Consider the following 24,711-nt stretch of genomic DNA (forward strand, 5'->3'; position numbering starts at 1 on the left):
CGCGGGAGATAGTATGGAAATCCTAAAAGGAGTTGCTGATCCTAGCGGATTACAAAACTGGGGATGGGCAATGCTAGTTGTAAAACCAAACTTCCTAAAATGGAGTCCAAAACCAAAACAATAGCATATAATAACAATACCATAATTCAAAACCTGTGAAATCAGTTTCGCAGGTTTTTTTATATATTATTTTGAAATTCTTAATTTACAATACTGATAATTACGTAATTCTCATTGCTTAAATACGTGTTAATACTTAATTTCGATAATTATTAGTGGAATATTCCCTAAATTTAAGCTCCTTAAAATAAATTTAATGATGAAAAAAGTAATCTATTTTAGTCTGTTTTTCTGTTTCCATATTGGTGTTTCCCAGACAGATGTTGATTATGAAAGTACAATGAAGACTATAATTAGTTCGTATAACGCTAATGATGCTCAGAAAATCTTTGATCAATTTTCTGCGGACTTACAGACTACATTTACTTTAGATAAAGTAAAGGAGTTTGTCGCCAAAAATATGGATAGTCAAGGTAAATTTTCAGAATTTGATTTAATGGATCAAGATGAAGGTTATAGGTATCTAGTACAATCAGATAGTGATTCTGTAATACTAGTTATCACGCTTTCTCCTGATTTGAAACTCACTAAATTTCTTATGGAATAAATAATTATATAGTGTTATTTATTTCACGAATGTAAACCATTCTTGAAAATAGGGTCCTACAATTGGAACAGTTTTTTGTTCTTCTCTAATGGCGGTTATTAAACCAAAAACCCAAAGTACGAAGATAAAAATGTAAAAGGAAGAGGAAATTATCCAAGAATCGAACATACTTACTAATGCTCCTAACAGATAAAAACCTATATTAATTCCTAAAGCTTGTCTGATATGAAAAGTAGCAAATTTGTTTTTGTTATCTTGATTCATAAAGAGCGCTATAATAGTACCTATAATAGTTATATATGCTATTATAGCTGCAGTTTTACCTTGTTTTTCGTAATCTGATTGCATGAGAATAGGTGTTTATTTTAGTACTATTTGTCCGTTAGAAATAATTCCATACGTATTACCTTTCGTAGCTTTTTCTAAAAATGCACTATTTTTAGAAGTAGATCCTATGTGTTCTTCTTTAAATATGGAACTTCCTTTTGAGGTAAATAATGATAAGTTAGCTTTATTTCCCTTATCTATGGAATCCGTTTCAATTCCAAATATGGATTTTCCTTTGGTAAGTAGTGATATAGTATGATTAATATCTAGTATATTATTTAGGATTCCGAAAGCACTTTCTAAACCTATTGTTCCATACATAGCGTTATCAAATTCTACTTTTTTATTTTCGACATCTATTGGTTGATGATCACTTGTAACCATATCTATTGTTCCGTCTTTAACTCCTTCAATTAAAGCGTTTACATCTTTTCTTGTTCGTAACGGCGGTAGTATCTTGTAATTTGTGTCAAAACTTGTTAATTCTTCATCAGTAAGAGATAGATGATGAACAGAAACACTACAAGTTACATTTAATTTATTTGATTTTGCTTCTCTAATTAATTGAACTGATTTTGCAGTCGAAATTGTCGGAATATGTAACTTTCCTCCGGTATATTCTAAAAGGAAAAGGTCTCTGCATATCTGTAATTCTTCTGCCAATGCAGGAATACCTTTAAGTCCAAGTAATGTACTTTGTTTTTCTTCGTGTACCATACCTTTTCCAGCAATACTCGTATCCTGAGGAAAAGAAAGTACTAATCCATCAAAATTCTGAGCATATAGAAGAGCAATCTTTAGTAGGTTTGGATTTTTGATAGGTTTTTTATAATCTCCAAAAGCAATGGCTCCAGCTTGTTTCATATCATAAAGCTCTGCCAAGTCAATACCTTCGGATTTTGTTGTAAGAGAACCGATAGGATATAGATCTACGGCGTTTTGTAGAGATTTTCCTTTCAGAAAACCTACAGAAGCACTGGTGTCAATTATGGGAAGCGTGTTTGGGTTTAATCCAATACTAGTAAAACCGCTTTTTGCAGCTACCTCCAGTCCATTAGTTATTGTTTCTCGTTCTTCATACCCAGGTTCGCCAAAACTTACGCTACTATCAAACCATCCTTGAGAAACGTGTAATGTATCTAATTTAATTTCCTCTACATTTTCTGTTATTTCGATTAACGAATCGATATCTTTAATGATTCCATTTTCGATAAGAATATCTACTGTTTGATTATGAAAGGGCGATGATGGATCAAAAATAGTAGCTGCCTTTAATAAGAAATTCATTTGAGATATTTTAATAATAAGATTTCAATTAATAAGAAAATCAAAGCAAAAATAATAAACCATTTCCAAAGTTCGTTAATACTAGTTTCTTCTTTTATTTGCTCGAACAGAGTGGTTACAGAATCGCTTACCTCATATTCTTTGTTTGTAGAGAGGTTATAGTATTGTAAATCACTTTCTAAAGTATTGTAATTATAACCCACATGCTGAATCAATTTTTCTTTGTCCTTAAGAGCATAAATACCGGCTTTAGAAGGTACCTCGTCTGTTGTAATTCGAACTTTGGTAGCAAAACTCTGTTGTAATGGAATACTACTTTCTTCATTTGATTCTAATGATAAAATTCCATCTTGTCCTAACGAAATGGGAACATCATAAGTGTTTACTTGTCCTATGTTATAAGAAATATCAGAAAGTTTTAGACTTTGTTTTCCAATGTTGTATAAAGTGGGAACAATTAATGGAGAGTTCTTAAAATTAGAGTTCTCATTATTAATAGGCGCAGTAAATACGTACATGGATTTTGTTACATATAAAAAGGGACTACTATCCTCAAAAGATAAGATTGTATTATTTGCAGTAGTCTGATAGTAAGAATTTACCTTTGGGTACTGAAAATTGGTTATTCTTTTATCAAAAACCCCTTTGTATAAGGGATGAGAAAAATTGATTCCTGTAATTTTCTTTTCTTGAATACTTTTTGCTATTAAACTTTCCGAAGAAAAACTATTTATAAACTGTTGGTATGATGCAAGGTTTCCATCAGCTGCTGGAATAAAACAAATAGTACCTCCCTGATCTTTAAAAGACTTAAGAGCATTAATTAGTGAAACTGGAATTTGCTTAATCTCGTTGATTAATACAAGATTGGCATTACCAATATCATTATAGTTTAACTCATCTATTTTGGCGCTAATTAATAAAAACTCATCGGATGTATAAATGTTTTTTATAAAATTATCACTAGTTTCATTAATAGCTACCACTTTTATTTTTTCGGGAGTATTAATGGTAAAATATCGATAATTGTCAAAGTTTAATGAAGGATCTTCTATAACAATACGGCCGTTAATTTTAGTATTCTCATCAACTCTAAATTCTGTAGAGGTTTTACTGTTTTTAGGAATAGAAGCTGTTGTTTTCGCAACTAGTTTTTCTCCATTATAAAAAGCAACAGAAATATTATCAGCACGTGCATCAGTATTACTTAATAAAACATTTAGAACCATTTCATTATTTTCATCTCTACTTAGAGAAAGACTATCAATAGCGATATTCTGGCGAGTTACAGGTGTTAATTTTATAAGATTTGTTTTGGTTTCTACGTCAGTAGGTATGTCAAAAACTTCCTCTTTTTGTTGAAAATCTGAAACCATAATGATACGCTTTATAGTTTCAGGAGAATTACCTAAAAGCTGTTTTCCCTTTAAGTATGCAGCACTATATGCTATTTGATTCGAAGTATATTCTAGTTGTAGTAAGTCATTTCGGATATCCTTTTTGGTAACCTCTTTAAAAGTTTCTGTATTTGTAAATATGGAAACAACTTCATCTTCTGGTAAAGAGCTAAGCAATTCCTGAATCGCTCTCTGCAGCAATGGGCCTTTAGAACCTTTGGCTTGCATACTAAAAGAATTGTCTAGATAAATAACAGTTTCACTTTTTTTTCCAACGATTTCTTCTGAAGCTAAAAATGGTTGAGCAAAAGCAATAATAAGTGCTGCAAATGCCAATAACCTAGCTAATAGGGTTAACCATTTTTTAATTTGTGAACTCTTACGAGTCTGAATGGTAACCGCTTTTAGAAATTGTACATTAGTAAAAGGTACTTTTTGAAAACGTCTTAATTGAAATAAATGAACAATAATAGGAATAAGAAGGGCAAATAAAGCATAAAGAAATTCTGGGTGTTTAAATTGCATTCTTGATTATTGTTTGTCAAATATACTATAAGATTTGTTACGGATGGTTTATGATTAACTAATTTTTAGCGCAAGATTTCACTAATTTGGATACTGTTTTTGGAAATATACTGCATTTTAGGGATTTACAAAATATGAAAACCCGAAGTGAAATAATATACTAAAATTAAACGTACCTTTGCGGCTATATTCAGAAATGGCATTATGTAGTAGATTGTTGTTTCTTAAACAATTTATATGTCATTTGAATCATTAGGATTATCCGATGCTTTATTAAAAGCAATCGAGAAAAAAGGGTATACAATACCTTCACCAATTCAAGAAAAAGCAATACCACCAATTTTAGAAGGAAAAGATGTTTTAGCATCTGCTCAGACTGGGACAGGAAAAACGGCTGGTTTTACATTACCAATCCTTCAATTATTAGCTCAGGATAAACCATTTAGAAAAAGACCAATTCGTACACTTATATTAACTCCCACAAGGGAATTAGCGGCACAAATATTAGATAATGTAAGAGCCTATAGTACGTATATGGATCTTAGATCTATGGTAGTCTTTGGAGGTGTAAATGCTAATCCTCAGATAAAGGCGTTAAGAAACGGAGTGGATGTTTTGGTTGCTACTCCAGGTCGTTTATTGGACCTACATGAACGAAGAGCTTTATCTCTTTCTAAAGTTGAGATTTTAGTTTTGGACGAAGCAGATCGAATGCTGGATATGGGGTTTCAGAGAGATATCAATAAAATACTAGCATTATTACCCAAGAAAAGACAAAACTTATTGTTTTCTGCAACATTTTCCAAAGAAATAAAAAAACTAGCTAATGGGATTTTACATCACCCTGTTTCTGTAGAAGCTGCACCAGAAAATTCTACCGCCGAGATGGTAGATCAAAAAATATATAAGGTAGACAAAGCAAAAAAGAGTACCGTAGTTATTAAATTGATTTCTGATGGTAATTGGAAACAAGTACTCATCTTTACAAGAACAAAACACGGAGCGAATCGATTGAGTGAGAAGTTGTCTAAAAATGGAATTACATCTGCAGCAATTCACGGAAATAAGAGTCAGGGAGCAAGAACTAAAGCATTAAGTGGGTTTAAACAAAATAAAATTAGAGTATTGGTGGCTACTGATATTGCTGCTCGTGGGTTAGATATTCCTCTTTTGCCACATGTGATTAATTATGAATTACCGAATATAGCTGAGGATTATGTGCATAGAATTGGTCGTACGGGTAGAGCAGGAGCAAGTGGAGAAGCAATTTCTCTAGTATCGCAAGAAGAAGTAAGTTATGTAAAGGGAATAGAAAAATTACTGGGGTTAACACTAAATAAAGAAGTGATAGAAGGTTTTGAACCTAGTTTTGTTTTTGATTATAATGCTGCGCCACCAAAGAAAAATCAAAATTCTTTTAAACCTAAACGGAATAATAGAAACTATAATAGACGCAGAAAAAATAGATCATAAAAAAAGGCGGAAGTTAAACTTCCGCCTTTTTTAGGTTTATAGTTGTTTTTATTAAAAAATATAATATCCTACAGAAAGTTGAAAAGTTCTATTTTGACTACTAACAGCATCATCAACGTCTGTAAGACCATGGTTATATCTTGCCTGTGCAAAGAATTTCCCAAAGGTTACGCCAGCTCCAGCGGCAATACTTACATCAAAGCTTTCAGGTTCTCCCACTTCATAATCATCATTTACAACAACACCAAACTGAGGTCCCGCCTCAAAACTAACAAACTTTAAGAATTTGTACTTTACTAAAATTGGTACATTGATATAATCAACTTTTAAATCATCAGTACCTTGAGCAGAATATAAAACTTCTGGCTGAATAGCAAAATTACCAGGTAAACCGATAGTTGCTACCGCTCCTAAATGAAAACCAGTTCTGGCATCAGTGTCAAATCGAGAATCTATATTTGCGAAATTCACACCTCCTTTAATACCAAATTTTAAGCTTTGGGCATTTGAAACTGTGGTAAAACCGATAAGCGCAATGGCTAAAAAAAATAGTTTTTTCATGGGTATATTGATTGTTTGTTTAAATCAAATATAGAAACTTAAATATTAATAAAAGTTAAAGTTTTTTTAATGAGACTAGCGGTGTAGAGCTGTTTTTTCTTATCATATTCCTCTTACCTCAATAATATATAGTATCGACGAAGTATTTATTTTTCTGGGCAAAATACATTTTTTAGATAATTTTATGGATAATTGACTTTTTTCTTTTTATTCATTCCCCAAGCGATTACTCGAACACCTTTAGAATAACTTGTCTTATGAGGGGTTCCTTTTAATAAATCATCGAAGCGGGGATAATTCACTTCTAAATTGTTGATTTCAATATCTTGGATAGACCATTCTGGATGATGTATTTCATATTCGTTGATTGAATTTTTAGTATCCTGGAAAAGAGCATACCTTTCTGTTAACCAAATATCAAGTTCAGATTTATTGTTTAGTTCTTTACCTACTGTAAATTTAATTTTTAGAGAATCTTTATACTTTTTATTTTTAGATGTATAGTTATTGGAGTCTCTTTTGATTTTTGAATATCGATAAGGAAGTTCCGAGATGGCTTTAGCAATACTGCAAGAAATTATTTTCCCTCCTTCAATGCTTAAGAAATAAACTCCGGTCTTTTTTCCAGATTTTATGTAAGTGCGAATGTTGATTTCATCAAAATTAGAAATAGGAGCAAAATAGGGAAGAAATTTAGGTCTGATTTTTTCCATAGAAAATGCAACTAATGATACCCATGGTTCTCCATTGTATAAATCTATCTCCAATTCTTTAGGAACAAGTTTTCTTAATTCGTCATAGTCAACTTTCCAATGTAAGAATATTGCTCTATTCCATTCTTGATAAAATCTCCAATTATCAGACGGCAGTTCCCAAGGTCTATGTTGTGTGTTTTTTAGTATTTCGTTAATGCACATTAGATTACTATTGAATTCTTTTTTTAGCTATTGTATTTGTGTACCTTTAAAACCATGATGAAAGATACAAAATTGGCGGTCCTAATCGATGGGGATAATATACCTGCCAAGTATATAAAAGAAATGATGGAGGAGATTACCAAGTATGGAACTCCTACAATCAAACGTATTTATGGAGATTGGACAAAACCATACCTAGCAAAATGGAAAAATATTTTGTTAGAAAATGCAATAAATCCGATACAGCAATATAGTTATACAACAGGAAAGAATGCCACAGATTCTGCCATGATTATAGATGCAATGGATATTTTATATTCAGAAAAAGTGAATGGTTTTTGTTTGGTGTCTTCGGATAGTGATTTTACTAAATTAGCAATGAGACTGCGAGAAGCCGGTGTTGTTGTGTATGGAATTGGAGAAAAGAAAACTCCGGATCCTTTTATAGTAGCTTGTGATAAGTTTATTTATTTAGAAATTTTGAAAAAAGATACTGAGAAAAAAGATGGTAAAGAAAAGTCTGATAAATCTAATCTAGATAAAATCACTTCAAAAACTATTAGATTATTGAGGAATTCAGTAGAAGACGCTGCAAGTGAAGATGGATGGGCATTTTTGGGAGACGTAGGTTCATTAATTCTAAAGAAACAGCCTAATTTTGATTCTAGAAATTTTGGGTTTGCAAAACTGACTCCTTTGTTTAATTCGCTTAAGCAATTTGAAATAGATGAACGCGAGCATACTAGCGGAAAGTTTAAACTGATTTATGTTCGTAACAAATAGAGTTGTTTATAGGTAACATTGTATCTTCGCGAAAATTTTAGAATATATATCCTTTGCAATACGAATTTAGCATACAAGTATCACCAGAAATAGCTGCAGATCCAGACCGTTTAAAGATCATGGTGTCTAGAAAGAATGGAATTTCTATTGATGAGATTAGACACATACAAGTTTTAAAACGTTCTATTGATGCGCGTCAAAAGGCGATCAAAGTAAATTTGAAAATAAAAGTATTTGTACAAGAGGATTTTGAGGAAATACCAATTGAACTACCCGATTATCCGGATGTCTCTAACGCTAGTGAGGTAGTAATTATTGGTGCAGGTCCTGCAGGTTTATTTGCGGCATTACGATGTGTTGAACTTGGTTATAAGCCGATTGTATTAGAAAGAGGAAAAGATGTTCGCGAAAGAAGAAGAGATCTCAAAGCTATAAATAGAGATCATATTGTTAATCAAGATTCTAATTACTGTTTCGGAGAAGGAGGAGCAGGAACTTATAGTGATGGTAAATTATATACACGTTCTAAAAAAAGGGGAGATGTAAATCGAATTCTTCAGTTATTAGTAGGTTTTGGAGCTACAGATCAAATTTTGGTAGAAGCACACCCTCATATTGGAACTAATAAATTACCTGCAATTATTGCGGCCATTAGACAAAAAATAAGAGAAAATGGGGGCGAAGTACATTTTGAGACTAGGGTAACCGATTTTGATATTAAAAATAATGAAATCGATTCTGTAATTCTACAAAATGGAGACCGCATAAAAACGAATAAAGTTATTTTAGCTACCGGACATTCTGCTAGAGATATTTTTGAATTATTGTACAAGAAAGAGATTGAAATAGAGGCAAAACCTTTTGCTCTAGGAGTTAGAGTAGAACATTCTCAGCAATTAATTGATCAGATACAATATAAATGTGAGGTTAGAGGACCTTATCTTCCTCCATCACCATACAGCATAGTAAAACAGGTTGATGGTAGAGGAATGTATTCTTTTTGTATGTGTCCAGGAGGAGTTATTGCTCCATGTGCAACAAGCCCAGGAGAAGTAGTTACCAATGGATGGTCACCTTCTAAAAGAGATCAACCAACTTCTAATAGTGGTATTGTAGTGGAGCTTCGTTTAGAAGATTTTAAAGATTTTTCGAAGTATGGACCGTTATCAGGGATGTATTTTCAGAAAAGTATTGAGCAACGCTCTTGGCATTTAGCTGGAGAGACTCAAAGAGTTCCTGCACAGAGGTTAGTGGATTTGACCAATAGAAAAGTATCTGTAGATTTACCAGAAACTTCCTATAAACCTGGTTTAAGTTCGATAGATATGGGAGAGGTTTTTCCAAAATTCATTCATAAAACACTACAAGAAGGATTTAAGGCATTTGATAAAAGCATGCGAGGGTACCTGACAAATGAAGCAGTTGTTCACGCTCCAGAATCAAGAACATCTTCGCCGGTACGAGTTCCTAGAGATAGAAAAACATTGGAACACACACAAATAAAAGGGTTGTACCCTTGTGGAGAAGGTGCTGGTTACGCTGGAGGAATTATTTCTGCAGCTATTGATGGAGAAAAATGTGCCGAAGCTTGTATAGCAACAATAAAATAAAATCTATTTATTTCTTTATAGAAAAGTCAAAAGAGGTACATACTCCAAGTGTAGATTTTACCTTAATACAACCACCAAGAGTTACTACTAGTTTTTTTACTGTTGATAAACCTATTCCATTTCCTTTGTTTCCGCTTCTATCGGTTCCATTTGCGGTAGTAAATAATTCGAAAATCGAGTCAATTTTATCCTCAGGAATTCCCATTCCATTGTCAGTAACTTTAAAATAATAGAAAACTTTATCTTCAGAATGTTCAATATCAATGATAATATGTTCTTTGTCATTATACTTGATACTATTTCCGATTAGATTAAAAAATATTTGCTTTAAAGCAGATTTGTTAGATTTTAATGAAGGATTAGGTTCTGGGAAATTAATAGTACAATCTGGTTTAATACTTAATAATTCTGCTATTTCTTTTAAGAGATGATTTAGCTTAAATGATTCAGGTTTGTTTTGAACGAGGCTATCACTTTCATAATGATCCAATACATCATTAATGTAATCACTCATAGAAAATGATGATTGTTTTATATATTCGAAATACTTTGAAGTTTCTTTATCCAGATCGTTTGCTAATTTTAATTTTAAAAGATCAGAGGTAGTAATTACATTAGCCAAGGGCATTTTTAAATCATGAGATATCACTCTGGCAAACTCTTTTAATGACTCGTTACGTTTTCTAAGTTTATCTTCTATTTTTTCTAAGTCTTTATTCTTTTTATTCAATTCAAAAAGAATAACTACTTGATGCGCTAATGATTTTAGAGCCTCTAGTTGTTTGTCACTAAGTTTCTTTGGTTGGCTATCGATAACACAAAGTGTTCCTAGTGCGAATCCATTCTTGTCAATAAGAGGAATACTAGCATAAAATATTACAGTACCATCTAGTGTAAGTGGGTTATCATGAAATCTGTCGTCTGTCCTAGCATCATGTATGATTAAAGGAGTATCTGGGTCTAAAATGGCATGTGCACAAAAAGACTGATTTCTGGGAATTTCTTTTGAAGAAAAGCCATAGGAAGATTTAAACCATTCTCTATCATCATCCACTAATGATATAAGAGCAGCTTCTGTATCGCAGAGATATGCAGCAAGCGCAGTTATTTCATCAAACTCATTTTCAGGCTCTGTATCTAATATGCCTAAAGATTTTAAAGCTTCAATTCTAAAATCTTCGTTAATGGGGAGTTCAGGAATAATCATCTTCATCAAGAATTGCCTGGTGTGAAACAATTCTTAATAAAATTAACAAAAAAATATTAAAAATTATGATTTCCTGCGCTGTATTCGATTAAATGTTAGTAAAGATTTAATATTTCTACAACATTTAATTTAGAATCTACATTTAATACGATGGATTTATAGAGAGTTTATTTATTAAATACAAAAACGAGGCCTAACTAAAGAGTATGAGCCTCGTTTTATTTATCTACTTTAATAAGAAAATGATTCGTTTATATAGAGTAATTAGAAAAACTATCTTTCTAAACCTTTTATTACATATAACATACTACCTTCTTTTCTACTATTAGCAACATCTGGGTTGGCAGCAGGGTCTGTAAATGGAACTCCATCAGCTCTTTCCCAACCATGGTTCTGAGTAATTAACAAGAAAGTATTGTTAACACCTATGGTTTCCGAAATATCTATCATACCAGTAATTTCCCATGTTCTGTCCATTGTTCCATATCCTTGGGCCGCAGCGGCAACTTGATCACATTCCAAAACAGTTTTTAGTGCACCAGTATTTAGATCATACTGATATAGTCTCGCAAAATGATCAGCAGCAGGTTTAAAGTCTTGAATACCATTAGGATCTTCCTGGATATAGGCATAATTTTCTGTTACTAAAATATTATCAGGACTATGAAAAGCTTCAGCAACACCGCCAATTTTATCTCCGTCTAAAACACATGTAATTTTACCAGCCCCAGCAGGATCTATATCATTTAGTTCTACCTTGTAAATTCTTCCAGAACGTGTTCCTTTTCCGATAAGATCAGGTCTGTCTCTTCCAGTTACAGTAAGATAAACTTCTCTGTTGTTATCTGGAGTACCACGTCTCCAATCGATATCTTCCAATCTAGAGAATCCTAATACTCCTTTAGATTTAGCTTCGGCATCTAATAAGTCAATATTTTTTTCAGTAAGCTCTACAAATTCCATATCATAAGCAACACCTTCTTCCATATCCATTTCATAAGTAACATCAGGAGAAGTTACTTTTAATCCATATAGTTTACCACTTTGTAAATCTCCTTTTCTACCAACGTACATTCCTAATTGGCCAGATGGTATTTCGTTATCACTATCATCATCTCCTATAAAAACAACAGTTTTGTTAGAATATGCTCTTTGTCCAATAGCAACTGCATTTTCTGTAGACCATTGCCCCATAGCTGTTAGCATATTAGGAACAGAAGCAGCATTTGGATCTCTAAAAGGATCTGTAGCAAATACACCTTTAGAATTTCCTCCCCATTCTCCTCCTGAAAGGTATAAAGGACCAAATCCGTGCTCTAACCTTGTAATCATAGACCCAGAGCATTGCGCAGTATTTGCAGTGGCAACTGCATTAAGAATATGTTCTCCTTTAACTGGTTTAAAAGTTGGATCAAGTGTTATTCTTGCAACAGAGTAATCTGCTTCAATATTATTGATAAGCGTAAATGTTTTATCGAAATTTCTTAATAAACCAGCTCCGTCAGCCATAGATCCGTAGGTAAAATCTGGAACGTATGTATCCTCAGAAGAAAGAATATTATATATTTCGACATCCTCAAACTCAGGAGTAGTTTTAAGAAGTACAGGTGAAATCGAATGATTTTCGAATTCAATTCTGTCTCCAACAGGATTTCCACTGAAATCATCTAAATTACAGGATGTTACTGATAATGATGCTATTGATACAATAGCTAAGCCTAAATGTTTTTTCATGATGGTGTGATTTTGTTTTTCATAAATTTATGACACAAAAAGATCAGACATTTTATAGGTATGTTTTATCATTATTAAAATATCATTACCCTAATGTTTAGAATGTAAATAGAGTGTTATTTTTTAGATTTATTCTAAACAACGTTTTCTAATACTCTGATTCCGAAATATTATCATTTAGGCTTTTCATGAATGCTATAATATCATCAATTTCCTGATTAGTAAGATTTAAGGGGTCTGGAGGTAATGTCTGGTATTCTTGCTCTATACCAATTCCTGCGCCACCACCACGATTATAAAAATCCATAACCTCTTCTAAAGTAGTATATACGCCATTATGCATATACGGTCCTGTTAAAGCTGCATTTCTGACTGTAGATGTTTTGAAAAAATGCTTTCTCTCTGGAGTTTTATAAATCGCATATCTACCTAAATCTTCACTTATCGTAGCATTAATCGTATCATTATGCTTAGGAACTCCTATAAGTTCCATCTCTGATTCTTTATAATCAGGCGGAACCGTTCCATTAAATAAAGGGGCAAAATGGCAAGTTGCACACTTGGCTTTACCATTAAAAAGGTTATACCCATTAATTTCACTTGTTGATAAGGTGTTTTCCAAACCATTGATATTTCTATCAAATTTAGAATTAAAAGGAATCAAAGTACGAATGTAATTGGCTATTGCATTCCTGATATCGTTATTATTAATTTCCCGATTAGGATATACCTTAGCAAATTGTTCTACATATTCTTTATTACTAATAACAGCTTTTTCTAACGTTTTTAAATCAGAATGAAATTCATTGGCATTTTCTACAACACTGATAATTTGTCCTTCTAATCCGCCAGCTCTTTTGTCATAGAAAAAATCTTGCTGTAATGCTGCATACAGTAGCGTAGGGCTATTACGAGTAACACCTTTTGATATCTTTAATCCATCTGTAAAAGCTTTTTCTGGTTGATGACAAGTAGCACAACTGACTTTTTTATCAGTAGAAAGGTTGGTGTCATAGAACAATTTTTTACCTAAAGATACCATATCTTGAGTTATCGCTTTTTGATTTCTATCTGCAAAATAGGTTACATTAAAAGTATCTGAAGAGAAAAGAGAGGTTGCATCATTTTTAATAGCTAGTTCAAAAGGAAACTCGACTTTCCAATCAGAAACTGTTTGATTCCAAAGAGTTAACTGTTTATGGGTTCTGTTTTTGATAAAATGATAGCGATCAAATTCATTAAAATCACCTTGTAGGGAATCCATAGTGACTTGTATTTCTTCTTTCCACGCCTTAAATAGATTAGGGTCTTTAAATTCATCTTTAAACATATATAAATAAGTGTGTAAGCTTTGATACACAATTGTAGAATCTTCTAATGAATTTTCTAAAACAGGAGAATCAAAACCAGTAATACCCGTAAGTGCTATTCGGGCAATTGCTTTTCTAAATAGCCATAGAAAGTGATACTGTTTTATGTGATCAAATCCTGTGTTTTTTTGAATAAGTTTTAATCTACTAACTATTAAATTTACATGTTTTATGATCGTTGTAGTATCTTTTTTATCTACAAAGATTTCTTCTTCCAATACTTGATACCCACTAGGAGACTTTATTTTAATATCTGTAAAATCTTCTTCTTCAACCTTTAAAATATTTGGTTGGTTGAGAAAACCATAGTTTTCAATATCTAATGTAGATAATACAGGTTCTAACTTTTTAAAGTATTTTCTAGATTCTTTAAAATTCTTTTCAATCTTATTAGGATCTTGTTTTATACTATCTAAATGAGCAATTGCTAAAGAAATATCTTTATCAAATTGCTTTTGCATTTTGGTATTGAATGAGATCGGTGCAGTTTCTTCTTTTTTTTCCTCTTTTGCGCAAGAAAAAAGAATAAAAAAAGCAAAGAGGCCCGTCATAAGACAAGCCCCTTTTTTGATTATATTTATTAGCAATAATTGCATAAGATTCATATGATTTATGAATTATCTTTTTAATCCTTTAATGATATATAGCATACTTCCTTCTTTTCTACTATCAGCAACATTAGGATTAGCATTAGGGTCTGTAAACGCAGTACCATCAGCTTTTTCCCAACCATGATTTTGAGTAATTAAAATAAAGGTTTCTTCAACTCCAATAACATCAGAGATATCTATCATTCCTGTAATTTCCCAACTTCTGTCTATAGCTCCATATCCTTGAGCTGCAGCAGCTACTTGATCACATTCTAAAACAGCTTGTAACGCACCAGAATTAAGATCGTATTGATATAATCTTGCATAATGAGCAGCTGCAGGTTTAAAATCTTGGATACCATTTGGATCTTCCTGAATGTAAGCATAGTTTTCTGTAACTAGTATGTTATCAGGACTGTGAAAAGCTTCTGCTTTACCACCTTCTTTATCACCGTCTAATACACAAGTTATTTTTCCAGCACCTGTTGGATCATTTTCGTTTAATACTACTTTGTATATTCTTCCAGAACGAGTTCCTTTTCCGATAAGATCTGGCTTATCTCTTCCAGTTACAGCAAGATAAACTTCTCTATTATTAGCCCCAGAACCTCTTCTCCAATCGATATCCTCTAATCTAGAGAATCCCATAACTCCTTTAGATTTAGCTTCTGCATCTAATAGATCAATATCTTTTTCTGTTAATTCTACGAACTCCATATCGTATGCTGTACCTTCTTCCATATCCATTTCATATGTAATTCCAGCAGAAGTTACTTTTAATCCATATAATTTTCCACCATTTAGATCACCAGCGTTTCCAACATACATACCTAATTGACCAGAAGGTACTTCGTCATTACTATTATCATCTCCGATAAATACTACAGTTTTATCTGGGTATGCATCTTTTCCAATAGCAACGGCATTTTCTGTAGACCATTGCCCCATAGAAGTTAACATTCTTGGAGTAGAAGCAATAGAAGGATCTCTGTAAGGATCTGTTGCAAAAACTCCCTTAGAGTTTCCTCCCCATTCTCCTCCTGATAAATACATAGGACCAAAACCATGTTCTTCTTGAGTAATCATAGATCCAGAACATTGAGCAGTTTCAGCAGTTGCAACTGCATTAAGTATATGTTCTCCTTTTATTGGTTTGAATGTTTCATCAAGCGTAATACGCGCTATTGCATAATCCGCTTCTATATTGTTTATTAGGGTATAAGTTCCGTCTGTATTACGAAGTAGACCGGCTCCATCCGCCATAGATCCATATGTAAAGTCTGGTATGTAAGTATCTTCAGAAGATAATAAATTGTAAATTTCAATATCTGTAAAACCAGACATTTTCTTTAAAAGAACAGGCGAAACAGATCTACTCTCTAATTCAATAAGATCTCCAATAGGAGGTGTGGATGTATCGTCGTCGTCGTTACAAGAAATTAATAATAAACCGCAAATTAGCGCAAAAAGCTGTAAATAATTTTTCATGACTATGTGAATTTTGTTGCAGCAAATTTACTTTGTCATTCAGTTTAATAGCTTTATGGAAAGGTTTTATGTTTATTAAAGAAACATCAATCTAATGTTTATAATGTAAAGACAGTGTTATTCTTTAGAACCATTCTAAGCTAGAATTTTTCAAAAACGCCTAATCCAAATAGAGCATAATCATATTTTACAGGGTCTAGAGGATCTAATAACCTTAGGTTAACATCCAGTTGGTTTAATGCTTTGGCATCATTTTGGTTTCTACTTAATAGATTTAATTTACGAGCAACATTTCCAGAATGTACATCCAAAGGACAGGATAATTGAGATGGCGACATGTTTTTCCAAATTCCTAGATCTACACCAGGACCAGCATCTCTTATCATCCATCTAAGGAACATATTGATCCTTTTAGCAGCAGAATTTTTATGAGGATCACTAATGTGTTTTTGAGTTCTTGGAAGGTGCGGTAGTGTAAAAAACTCTTTTTTAAAGTGATGTATTGCATTTTGTAAAAAGGCTTCTTCATTATATTGAGAAAAGAAACTTTCTAAGTCACCAAACTTATTGTAAATGTTTTGTAATGCTTTTATAAAATAGGAGAGGTCTTTGCTATTAAAAGTTCTGTGTACAAAACCTTCCAGGTTTTCCAGTGTTGTCTCCGAATGGTTCATAACATAATCATGCGGAGAATTACCTAAAAGAGACATTAATTTATGAGCATTTTTTAAAATACTTTTACGATTTCCCCAAGAAATGGTTGCCGTAAGAAAACCTGCTATTTCTATATCTTCTTTTTGTGTAAATAAATGAGGAATTTGAACTGGATCCGTTTCTATGAATTTCGGCTGCTCATAAAAAGCTGCTTTTTCATCAAGAAATTCTTTGAGTTCAGTTTTATTAAGTTTCTTCACTGGATTTAGTACTGTACGGAAATTCTAAAAAGTGTTCAATGATCTATGACTTGTCTACAATTTTACCATCTACCATAACTAGTTTACGATCTGCCATATTTGCTAACTCTTCATTATGGGTAACGATAACAAAAGTTTGTCCATACTCATCTCTAAGTTTGAAGAATAGTTTATGTAAATTTTCTGCAGATTCACTATCTAAATTACCAGAAGGTTCGTCAGCAAAAATTACTTTAGGATTATTTATTAGCGATCTCGCTACAGCCACTCTTTGCTGTTCTCCTCCGGAAAGCTCATTGGGCTTATGATCAGCTCGATGTTCTAATCCTAAAAAACCAAGTAATTCTTTAGCTCTTTTTTCTGCATCCGCTTTTGGTACTTTTTTAATAAAAGCTGGAATGCATACATTTTCTAAAGCGGTAAATTCGGGTAGCAGTTGATGAAACTGGAAAATAAATCCTAATTGTTCATTTCTAAATTTAGAAAGTTGCTTCTCCGAAAGGAAATTTATGATGTTATTGTTAATTGATAAATCACTTCCTTTTTCTTTTGATGCTCTATCTAAAGTTCCTAAAATTTGTAGCAATGTAGTTTTTCCTGCACCAGAAGCACCTACAATAGAAACAATTTCTCCTTCTTTTATATGTAAATCAACACCTTTTAAGACATGTAAATCGCCATAGTGTTTATGAATATTATTAGCTTTTATCATCAATTATATCTCTAGAGATTGTGAAAGTAACTAATATCCTAAAATTCGCCAAGATTATCCTTTAAAAGAACCTTTTAAATTATTTATATCTAGAAAATAAACGACTCTTAATGATAAGGTATGTTTTATGGGTTGACCAAAAAGATTATCTAAACTATCCGTATAATTAATCGTTGATAATTCATCTTGGTTAAATATTTGATTACGATAGAGCAGTGTAGCTTCACTTCCTGGAGCAAATCTCCAACTAAAACTTAAATCTAAATTCCAGATATTAAAATTTGTATTAGGATCATTTTCTGTAGTGTCATAGTCTGTTTGAGTTCGTGAACCATCATCATTAAGTGTGTAAAAAATATTTTCAGAATAATCAGCTGTACTCCAGAAATTTCTGAAACGAAGATTAATTGCTTTATATGGGTCGAAATTATAGCTAGCACTAAGAGAATTCTCTACTGTAGTAATATCTCGTTGTCCTAAGAAAACATCAGTATCATCATTATCGATATATCCAAAATTACGTTTTCTAACAGAGTAATCCGTAGTCCAAATAACTAAAAGTTTATCGGAGAACCGATATCTAGGAGAAAGGTTCATGCTGTAGGTTTGTTGATCATCTTCAAACCAATTACGATGAAATAGTCGAATATCATAAGCAAATTTTTTACGATAATCTGAAGATACCCATAGATTTACACCAAGGTTTTCACTGAATGTTACAAATCTGCCATCTACTCTAGGTTCGAAGTAATCATCAGTATCAGAATCATAAATAGTAAAACCTCCAAAAGCAAAACGTTCTCTAGTAACAAAAAACCAATCGACACCAAGGGAATTGGAAGTTTGAACACTAGGGTCATATAATCTACGATGTCTAGCAAAAAGATTAATTCTGTAGTTATTAAATAGTTTAGTAGGTTCGAAAATCTGGTAAGAAGTACTAACTCGGAAGCTATTGAAATTATTTCTAAAATTTACTCCTAAATCATTTATATCAAAAGTGGTATTAGCTAGATCGTGTCCAAATCCATATCTCCATTTCCCTTTAATACGATCAAAATCAAGTTCTGATCTAAAACCACCAATATTGTCACCAGGAAGATTTACTTGACTTACTATAGAGCGCCCAGTTAATCGATAAGAATTGGCTTTGTTAGCTAAGTTCCATACCAAACCAGTAACGTTGGCATCTCTAAAATCACTTCCGTTTCGGGTAACATTAGTATTAATTAATGAAATAGAAGAGTTGTTATTAAATTGTTGATCTAATACAAAAATATTATAGTTGGCTAAAGGTTCAACTATTTTTTTTCTTTGATTTCCCGTAATGGTATCGGTGATACGTATTTCGGTTTTTTCGGTAATTGCATTAAAAAAACCAATCCCTAAATTTCCTTTAGTTCTTCCCGATATTTTGAGTGCATTTAACAGGTTTACCTTAGTAGGAGCATCTTCTGCTATTTCATTTTCTAATAGATCTTCATCGGATACCGAACCTGTAGGACCATTACCTACACGTCTAGAAAAGAAAATACGCCCTTTATTAAAAAGTTCCGTTCCTTCCGTGAAAAATTGTCTATTTTCTCCAAAAGTTTGTTCAAAAGGTCCTAGGTTAAGTCTAACTTCATCAAATGCAGCTTGCCCAAAATCTGGAATTAGAGTGGCATCTAAAGTAAAGCTATCACTTAATCCATATTTAACATCTAGTCCTGCACTAAAATCTGTTTCTGTTTCTCCGTCGGATGTAGTTGCTAAACCTTGAACAAATGGAAAAAAAGTAAGTCTAACAGGTGGGTTTATATCTTTAACGCCTTTTACAAGCCCGTTATATTGTGTGCGTTGTCCTACTTCGTTATCTACAAAATTCCAAGAATGTGTTTCGTTCCTGTTCTGTAACCGTCTAAAAAAGTTAATACTCCAATCTTGAACTGGTATTTCGGGAAAACGTAAAGCATTATATGGAATTTTAAATTCAGCATACCATCCTTTCTCATCAAAAGATATTTTTGCGTCAAATACTACATTATAACTAAAATCTTCATTGAATTGATCAGCTCTGGCATCTCCTATTGTTCCAGCACTAGTAATAAAAAAACGTGTCTCGTTAATTCCATCATTGTATGTGTTCATGGATATATTAAAGAAATCTGCTTGAGCAAAAACATTATCCCTTTGACTAAATTGGCGTAGTATTTTATCCGGTTGATCATCATAAAGATAAGCAGCGAAATATACCGCTTTATCGTCATATGCCATTTTTACTTCTGTTCTAAGACTTTCTGGTATAGTCCCATCATTACCAGGTTGCCACATATTAAAATTACCAGATGGACTAATATCTAACCATACCTGATCATCTAGAATACCATCAATTTTAGGTGAGGTAGATATTCTGTGTGCCGTAATTTGTTTTTTTTCTTGACCAAATAAAAGAATAGTATGCAGTATAAATAGCACACTAAGGATAGGGCGTAATTTTCTATTCATGTTTTGTAAAAAAATCCTTACTTTTTCGACTCAACTGCAAAACTAGGATTTACATCTGAATGGCGTACTAATGAAAAGTTAAAAAGCATTAGGGCTGTTTACTATATATGTACATTCGTTAAACAATATTTATTTTTTAACAATATTATGGGAAATAATAACTTAGATAGCGCAGTTTTTGCTGGAGGATGTTTTTGGTGTACAGAAGCAGTTTTTCAAAGGTTACAAGGAGTATTTCAAGTGATTTCTGGATATACTGGAGGTTCTATAAAAAACCCTGCGTATAGAGAAATAACAACAGGAAGAACTGGGCATGCTGAAGCAATAAAGATAGTGTACGATGCAAATATTATTAATTATAGTGAGTTATTAGAAATCTTTTTTGCGACTCATGACCCTACTACTTTAAATAGGCAAGGAGCGGACAGAGGTACTCAATATAGAAGCGCTGTATTTTATGAAAATGAAAATCAAAAAAAAATGGCTCATTCAATGATTGATAAGCTACAAACGGAAGGTGTTTTTGATAGTCCAATTGTAACAGAAGTAACAGAATTAGGACCTTTTTATAATGCGGAGGATTATCATCAAGATTATTATAACCAAAATAGTAAACAAGGATACTGTCAGTTTGTGATTAACCCAAAACTAAGTAAATTGCAGCATACTTTTAAGAGTAAGTTGAAAAAGGAAATTTAGAATTAATATACGCATAATGCCATACAATAAATTTGAAGAATATAATATCAAGGTTACTGATGATGTAAAAGATAAGTTTAAGTCGATTATTACGGATTTAGGAGAAGATGTAAGTAGAGAAGGGATCGTTAAGACTCCAGAGAGAGCGGCGAAAGCCATGCAGTTTTTGACTCAAGGATATCATCAGGATCCCGAAGAGATATTAAAAAGTGCCATGTTTAAAGAAGATTATGACGATATGGTAATTGTAAAGGATATTGAGTTGTATTCTCTATGCGAGCATCATATGCTTCCATTTTTTGGGAAAGCCCATATAGCATATATTCCTAATGGGCATATAGTTGGGTTAAGTAAATTGCCTAGAATTGTAGATGTTTTTGCAAGACGGCTTCAAGTACAAGAGCGATTAACTCATGATATTTTAGAGTGCATCAATAAAACACTTAAACCGCAAGGTGTTGCTGTTGTAATAGAAGCTTCGCATATGTGTATGATGATGCGTGGTGTGCAAAAACAGAACTCTGTAACCACTACTTCTGGATTTAGAGGTCAATTTGAGAAAATAGAAACAAGAACCGAGTTTTTAAGATTGATAACTGCAGATTTGGCATAACAATTTTTTGGCATTTTTTTTGTTATATCTTTAGTAAATAGAAACTTATGAAAAAAAACAAATATAAATTACTAAAGAAAGGCATTGTTTATGATTTGATTGGTATGGCTTCGATGGTTATTCCAGTTGTCGGCCCTTTTTTAGATATCATTTGGGCTCCATATGCTGCAAAAAAAATGTTGGATATGTATCCTGGAAAAAAAGGAAAAATAGCATCTGTAATAACATTTATAGAAGAGATTATACCAGGTACTGATATTATTCCATCTTTTACCATTATGTGGTTATATACATTTGTAATTAATAAGGAAGAAGTTTTTGATAAAGACGGTAAAACAATTGAGGTAGAGATAGTTCAATAGTAAGCATTGCTACTTACTTTATCTAATAAATCTTTTAAAACATTTTTAATCAAGAAATTTAGCGAAGCCCATTCTGCGGAGCATTTTTTTCTCGAACCACCAGAAAAACTTAAATTGACCGAATAACCATCCTACAATTAATAGTATAACTTGGTATATAGGGAATATCAAAAATATTCTAAGAGGCCAATAGATCCAGCCACTCGTAGTTTCTTTGCTCAATCCAATTAGAGTTAGTAATGGGTCAGAAACTCTTGCAGCCGTAGATCCTGTAATTGCAAAAACAATAAATATAGCTATCATTTCCCATCGATAGTTGATTTCCCATTTTTTTTCTAATGCACTAAAGATTTTTAAGGTAAGTCCTAATAAGGGAATAAAAAGAAACAAAGAGATTAAGGATAAAGCAAGAATATACGCTTCGTGATCTTCTGATAATTTAAAAATTCCAGATATAAGTCTTTTGCTTAGTAAAAAAGAAGAAATCAATAAACCTGTAAGTCCTAATAAGGGAAAAATAAGTTGCCAATTAGCTTGGATTTCCCAACGATCTTTGAATTTTTGCATTGAACAAAAATACAATATAAACTTCCCTCGTCAAAATCTTTATCCTCTGCTTACGAAAAAACGCTGGTTGTATTGTTTTTCAAAAAATAAGAAATAATTATATAGTAGATAATTTACTTCGTATCCATAATCAGTGTGCTGATCATAGTTAATTTGTTGAATATATAAATTAGGATCAAAACGTTGTGGTTGAACTACTCTTTGATTGTATTCTATAACATATTGACGATTTCTTATTTCTAAAAACTGTTGATTGTAATATCCTCTGGGTCTTTGTGTTACTAACCAGTTATTAAATCCAGGTTCTATGATAATGATTTCGTACTCTAAATCATCATTAGCAATTCTTAATGTATCTGAAGTATTGGCCGTAGATGTTGTGTCTAGTTTTCGATCTTTAGTTGTTCCGCAACTGTAAATGATTAATACTAGAGTAAGTATAAAAAAAACCTGTTTCGTTACCATACGTTTAAAATACAAAAAGTCGATCAATATTTTTTGATTTTTAACGTTTTGTAATGTTTTGTAGAAATATAATCATGTGTATCGATATAGAAAAAGAGCCCTGACGTTTATATCAAGACTCTTTCAAAATTATTAAAACTTTTTTTGATTTTATTTTCCGAAAAGTCCACCAAGTAACCCTCCAATACCGCCTTTTTTCTGACCGCCTCCTAGAACCATACCTGCAACATCATCTAGAATACTTCCGTCACCATCAGCATCTAGAAATGATTCGATAAGAGATTGTTGTTTAGATCCTTGACCACCTCCAAGCATTCCACCTAACATACTAGATAATCCATTGGCATCAGATACGTTACTTTGAGAAGCTTGCTTACCTAAAACTCCCATTAGAATAGGTGCAGCTACTTTAAGTATTTGACTTACTGAGCCAGCATCCATTCCAGATTTTTGACTTAATGCATTTTCTACAGCTGGTTGTTTACCTCCTAAAATATGTCCAAGAATTCCAGCTCCATCATTAGTAACATTGTCTTCAACTCCACCTTCGAACAAACCACCAAGATTATCTAAGATTCCACCACCAGAATGTTTTCCGGATAACGCTCCTAATAATCCCGAAGCTCCTTCAGGAGTAGAAGCATTTTTTTGCATTGCTCCCATAAGCACTGGCATAGCCATACTTAGTAAATTTCCTGTTTTATCTGCGGATTGTCCTGTTTGACTACTTACTCCGCTAATGATTTGTTGCCCCATTGGGCTATTTAAAAGATCTAAAATTCCAGACATGATTTATATTTTTTTATTATGTGATCTAAATTTACATTTTTTATAGGTAAGATTATAGAATTTATTCCCCTTATTTTATAATAAAACCGGATGAAACGATAATTTTATCGATATAAGGTAAATAAAAAACACCTTTTACGAATTTTCGTAAAAGGTGTTTTATTTTTGATGATCTCTTAAGATTTTCTATTCTTATTTAAGTATAGATATAATTTGATCGGCAAGCTCTTGTCCAATTCTATCTTGCGCTTCTCCTGTTGCTGCACCAATGTGAGGTGTTAGCGAGATCTTGTTATTCATTAATACTTTTATAGCAGGATTTGGTTCGTTTTCGAAAACATCCAGACCAGCAAAGCTTAGTTTACCACTTTCTAGCGCTTCTACTAATGCTACTTCATCAATAACACCACCACGGGCTGCATTGATTAATCCAGCACCATTTTTCATTTGGTCTATTTCAGTTTTACCAATCACATATTCTTTCTGTGCTGGAACATGTAATGTAAAGAAATCTGCTTGTTTCAGAACTTCTTCTTTGGAAACAGTTTTTATTTTAAAATTTAAGGATTGTCCGTCAAAAAATTCAACCGGAATATCTACCTCTTCAATAAAAGGGTCAAATGCCACCACATTCATACCAACTCCAATTGCTATTTTTGCTGTAGCTTGTCCAATACGACCAATACCTATTACACCAAGTGTCTTTCCTCTTAATTCAGTACCACCAGCATATGCTTTTTTAAGGTTTTTAAATTTGCTATCTCCGTCTAACGGCATATTTCTATTCGCATCATGTAAGAAACGTACACTCCCATATAAATGAGCAAATACTAATTCGGCAACAGAACCAGAAGAAGCGGCAGGCGTATTAATTACATGCAGTCCTTTTTCTCTAGCATAAGTAACATCAATATTATCCATACCAACACCACCACGACCAATGATTTTTAAGGAGCTACAATTGTCAATGATATCAGTTCTTACTTTGGTAGCACTTCGTACCAGTAGTACATTGATTTCATTATCGTTTATATAATTTACTAATTGATCTTGTGCCACAGTGGTGGTTTGCACTTCGAATCCAGCTTTTTCTAGGGCATCTATACCACTTTGTGATACTCCATCGTTTGCTAATACTTTCATTTTAAAGGTTTGATTTTTATTTTT

The 24,711-nt window shown here is 32.6% G+C and carries 23 protein-coding genes; 7 read left to right on the plus strand and 16 right to left on the minus strand.

What is annotated here, in order from left to right; all coding sequences use genetic code 11:
* The first annotated feature begins 316 nt into the window (after positions 1 to 316).
* On the plus strand, positions 317 to 667 hold the full coding sequence (locus J8L88_RS03325; RefSeq protein WP_211059947.1) for a hypothetical protein: 351 nt from the start codon (positions 317 to 319) through the stop codon (positions 665 to 667).
* 18 nt (positions 668 to 685) lie between these two features.
* Here J8L88_RS03325 and J8L88_RS03330 read toward each other — a convergent pair whose 3' ends face one another.
* The 3 genes from J8L88_RS03330 to J8L88_RS03340 are packed head-to-tail and all read right to left on the minus strand — an operon-like array spanning position 686 to position 4,203.
* Positions 686 to 1,015, minus strand: a complete 330-nt coding sequence (locus J8L88_RS03330) for a membrane protein (RefSeq protein WP_027391749.1) — start codon at positions 1,013 to 1,015, stop codon at positions 686 to 688.
* A 12-nt stretch (positions 1,016 to 1,027) separates the two neighbouring features.
* Positions 1,028 to 2,281: a dihydroorotase family protein gene (locus J8L88_RS03335; RefSeq protein WP_027391748.1), complete on the minus strand. Its 1,254-nt coding sequence runs from the start codon at positions 2,279 to 2,281 to the stop codon at positions 1,028 to 1,030.
* On the minus strand, positions 2,278 to 4,203 hold the full coding sequence (locus J8L88_RS03340; protein WP_211059948.1) for a BatA and WFA domain-containing protein: 1,926 nt from the start codon (positions 4,201 to 4,203) through the stop codon (positions 2,278 to 2,280). Before J8L88_RS03340 ends, J8L88_RS03335 begins: the two co-directional genes overlap by 4 nt.
* A gap of 237 nt (positions 4,204 to 4,440) precedes the next feature.
* On the opposite strand from J8L88_RS03340, the gene J8L88_RS03345 reads away from it, so the two are divergent.
* On the plus strand, positions 4,441 to 5,676 hold the full coding sequence (locus J8L88_RS03345; protein WP_118385975.1) for a DEAD/DEAH box helicase: 1,236 nt from the start codon (positions 4,441 to 4,443) through the stop codon (positions 5,674 to 5,676).
* 51 nt (positions 5,677 to 5,727) lie between these two features.
* Here the strand turns inward: J8L88_RS03345 and J8L88_RS03350 are convergent, their stop codons facing one another.
* Together J8L88_RS03350 and J8L88_RS03355 are read right to left on the minus strand one after the other, a co-directional pair.
* Positions 5,728 to 6,237, minus strand: a complete 510-nt coding sequence (locus J8L88_RS03350; protein ID WP_211059949.1) for a porin family protein — start codon at positions 6,235 to 6,237, stop codon at positions 5,728 to 5,730.
* Between the two features lie 182 nt (positions 6,238 to 6,419).
* Positions 6,420 to 7,154, minus strand: coding sequence for a YqjF family protein (locus J8L88_RS03355; RefSeq protein WP_211059950.1), 735 nt, complete (start codon positions 7,152 to 7,154; stop codon positions 6,420 to 6,422).
* Positions 7,155 to 7,208: 54 nt separating this feature from the next.
* Here J8L88_RS03355 and J8L88_RS03360 point away from each other — a divergent pair, with 54 nt between their 5' ends.
* Both J8L88_RS03360 and J8L88_RS03365 read left to right on the plus strand, forming a co-directional pair.
* Positions 7,209 to 7,937, plus strand: a complete 729-nt coding sequence (locus tag J8L88_RS03360; RefSeq protein WP_027391743.1) for an NYN domain-containing protein — start codon at positions 7,209 to 7,211, stop codon at positions 7,935 to 7,937.
* A gap of 53 nt (positions 7,938 to 7,990) precedes the next feature.
* Positions 7,991 to 9,547, plus strand: a complete 1,557-nt coding sequence (locus tag J8L88_RS03365; protein ID WP_247666408.1) for an NAD(P)/FAD-dependent oxidoreductase — start codon at positions 7,991 to 7,993, stop codon at positions 9,545 to 9,547.
* A 7-nt stretch (positions 9,548 to 9,554) separates the two neighbouring features.
* On the opposite strand, the gene J8L88_RS03370 is transcribed toward J8L88_RS03365, so the two are convergent.
* The 7 genes from J8L88_RS03370 to J8L88_RS03400 form a co-directional block, all read right to left on the minus strand.
* A complete protein-coding gene (locus J8L88_RS03370; protein WP_211059951.1) occupies positions 9,555 to 10,754 on the minus strand; it encodes an ATP-binding protein in 1,200 nt (399 codons plus the stop codon).
* A gap of 273 nt (positions 10,755 to 11,027) precedes the next feature.
* Positions 11,028 to 12,488 carry a phosphatase gene (locus tag J8L88_RS03375; RefSeq protein ID WP_211059952.1) on the minus strand — a complete coding sequence of 487 codons (1,461 nt, stop codon included), beginning with the start codon at positions 12,486 to 12,488 and terminating at the stop codon, positions 11,028 to 11,030.
* 148 nt (positions 12,489 to 12,636) lie between these two features.
* Positions 12,637 to 14,409, minus strand: a complete 1,773-nt coding sequence (locus J8L88_RS03380; protein WP_247666409.1) for a cytochrome-c peroxidase — start codon at positions 14,407 to 14,409, stop codon at positions 12,637 to 12,639.
* Positions 14,410 to 14,475: 66 nt separating this feature from the next.
* Positions 14,476 to 15,936, minus strand: coding sequence for an alkaline phosphatase PhoX (locus J8L88_RS03385; protein WP_211059954.1), 1,461 nt, complete (start codon positions 15,934 to 15,936; stop codon positions 14,476 to 14,478).
* Between the two features lie 140 nt (positions 15,937 to 16,076).
* Positions 16,077 to 16,850: a TIGR02757 family protein gene (locus tag J8L88_RS03390; RefSeq protein WP_027391737.1), complete on the minus strand. Its 774-nt coding sequence runs from the start codon at positions 16,848 to 16,850 to the stop codon at positions 16,077 to 16,079.
* A gap of 43 nt (positions 16,851 to 16,893) precedes the next feature.
* Positions 16,894 to 17,562, minus strand: coding sequence for an ABC transporter ATP-binding protein (locus J8L88_RS03395; RefSeq protein ID WP_027391736.1), 669 nt, complete (start codon positions 17,560 to 17,562; stop codon positions 16,894 to 16,896).
* Positions 17,563 to 17,616: 54 nt separating this feature from the next.
* Positions 17,617 to 20,049, minus strand: coding sequence for a DUF5916 domain-containing protein (locus tag J8L88_RS03400; protein WP_211059955.1), 2,433 nt, complete (start codon positions 20,047 to 20,049; stop codon positions 17,617 to 17,619).
* A 147-nt stretch (positions 20,050 to 20,196) separates the two neighbouring features.
* On the opposite strand from J8L88_RS03400, the gene msrA reads away from it, so the two are divergent.
* From msrA to J8L88_RS03415, 3 genes are read left to right on the plus strand one after another with little or no spacing between them, the layout of a single operon-like run.
* Complete coding sequence (msrA, locus tag J8L88_RS03405) at positions 20,197 to 20,748, plus strand: peptide-methionine (S)-S-oxide reductase MsrA (protein WP_211059956.1); 552 nt, start codon at positions 20,197 to 20,199, stop codon at positions 20,746 to 20,748.
* A 16-nt stretch (positions 20,749 to 20,764) separates the two neighbouring features.
* Positions 20,765 to 21,361 carry a GTP cyclohydrolase I FolE gene (gene folE / locus J8L88_RS03410; protein WP_035084236.1) on the plus strand — a complete coding sequence of 199 codons (597 nt, stop codon included), beginning with the start codon at positions 20,765 to 20,767 and terminating at the stop codon, positions 21,359 to 21,361.
* 47 nt (positions 21,362 to 21,408) lie between these two features.
* Entirely contained in the window at positions 21,409 to 21,723 is a 315-nt protein-coding gene (locus J8L88_RS03415) for a hypothetical protein (RefSeq protein ID WP_027391732.1), read from the plus strand.
* Between the two features lie 45 nt (positions 21,724 to 21,768).
* On the opposite strand, the gene J8L88_RS03420 is transcribed toward J8L88_RS03415, so the two are convergent.
* The 4 genes from J8L88_RS03420 to J8L88_RS03435 form a co-directional block, all read right to left on the minus strand.
* Positions 21,769 to 22,290: a DUF6787 family protein gene (locus J8L88_RS03420; protein ID WP_027391731.1), complete on the minus strand. Its 522-nt coding sequence runs from the start codon at positions 22,288 to 22,290 to the stop codon at positions 21,769 to 21,771.
* Between the two features lie 39 nt (positions 22,291 to 22,329).
* Entirely contained in the window at positions 22,330 to 22,755 is a 426-nt protein-coding gene (locus tag J8L88_RS03425; protein ID WP_035084233.1) for a DUF6146 family protein, read from the minus strand.
* A 150-nt stretch (positions 22,756 to 22,905) separates the two neighbouring features.
* Positions 22,906 to 23,544, minus strand: coding sequence for a DUF937 domain-containing protein (locus J8L88_RS03430; RefSeq protein WP_027391730.1), 639 nt, complete (start codon positions 23,542 to 23,544; stop codon positions 22,906 to 22,908).
* 192 nt (positions 23,545 to 23,736) lie between these two features.
* The gene (locus J8L88_RS03435; RefSeq protein WP_211059957.1) at positions 23,737 to 24,687 is read right to left on the minus strand and encodes a D-2-hydroxyacid dehydrogenase; all 951 of its coding nucleotides are present in this window, start codon (positions 24,685 to 24,687) and stop codon (positions 23,737 to 23,739) included.
* Positions 24,688 to 24,711: the final 24 nt, after the last annotated feature.

Origin of the sequence: Aquimarina sp. MMG015 (genome assembly GCF_018100855.1) — a bacterium.
Classification (GTDB): domain Bacteria; phylum Bacteroidota; class Bacteroidia; order Flavobacteriales; family Flavobacteriaceae; genus Aquimarina; species Aquimarina latercula.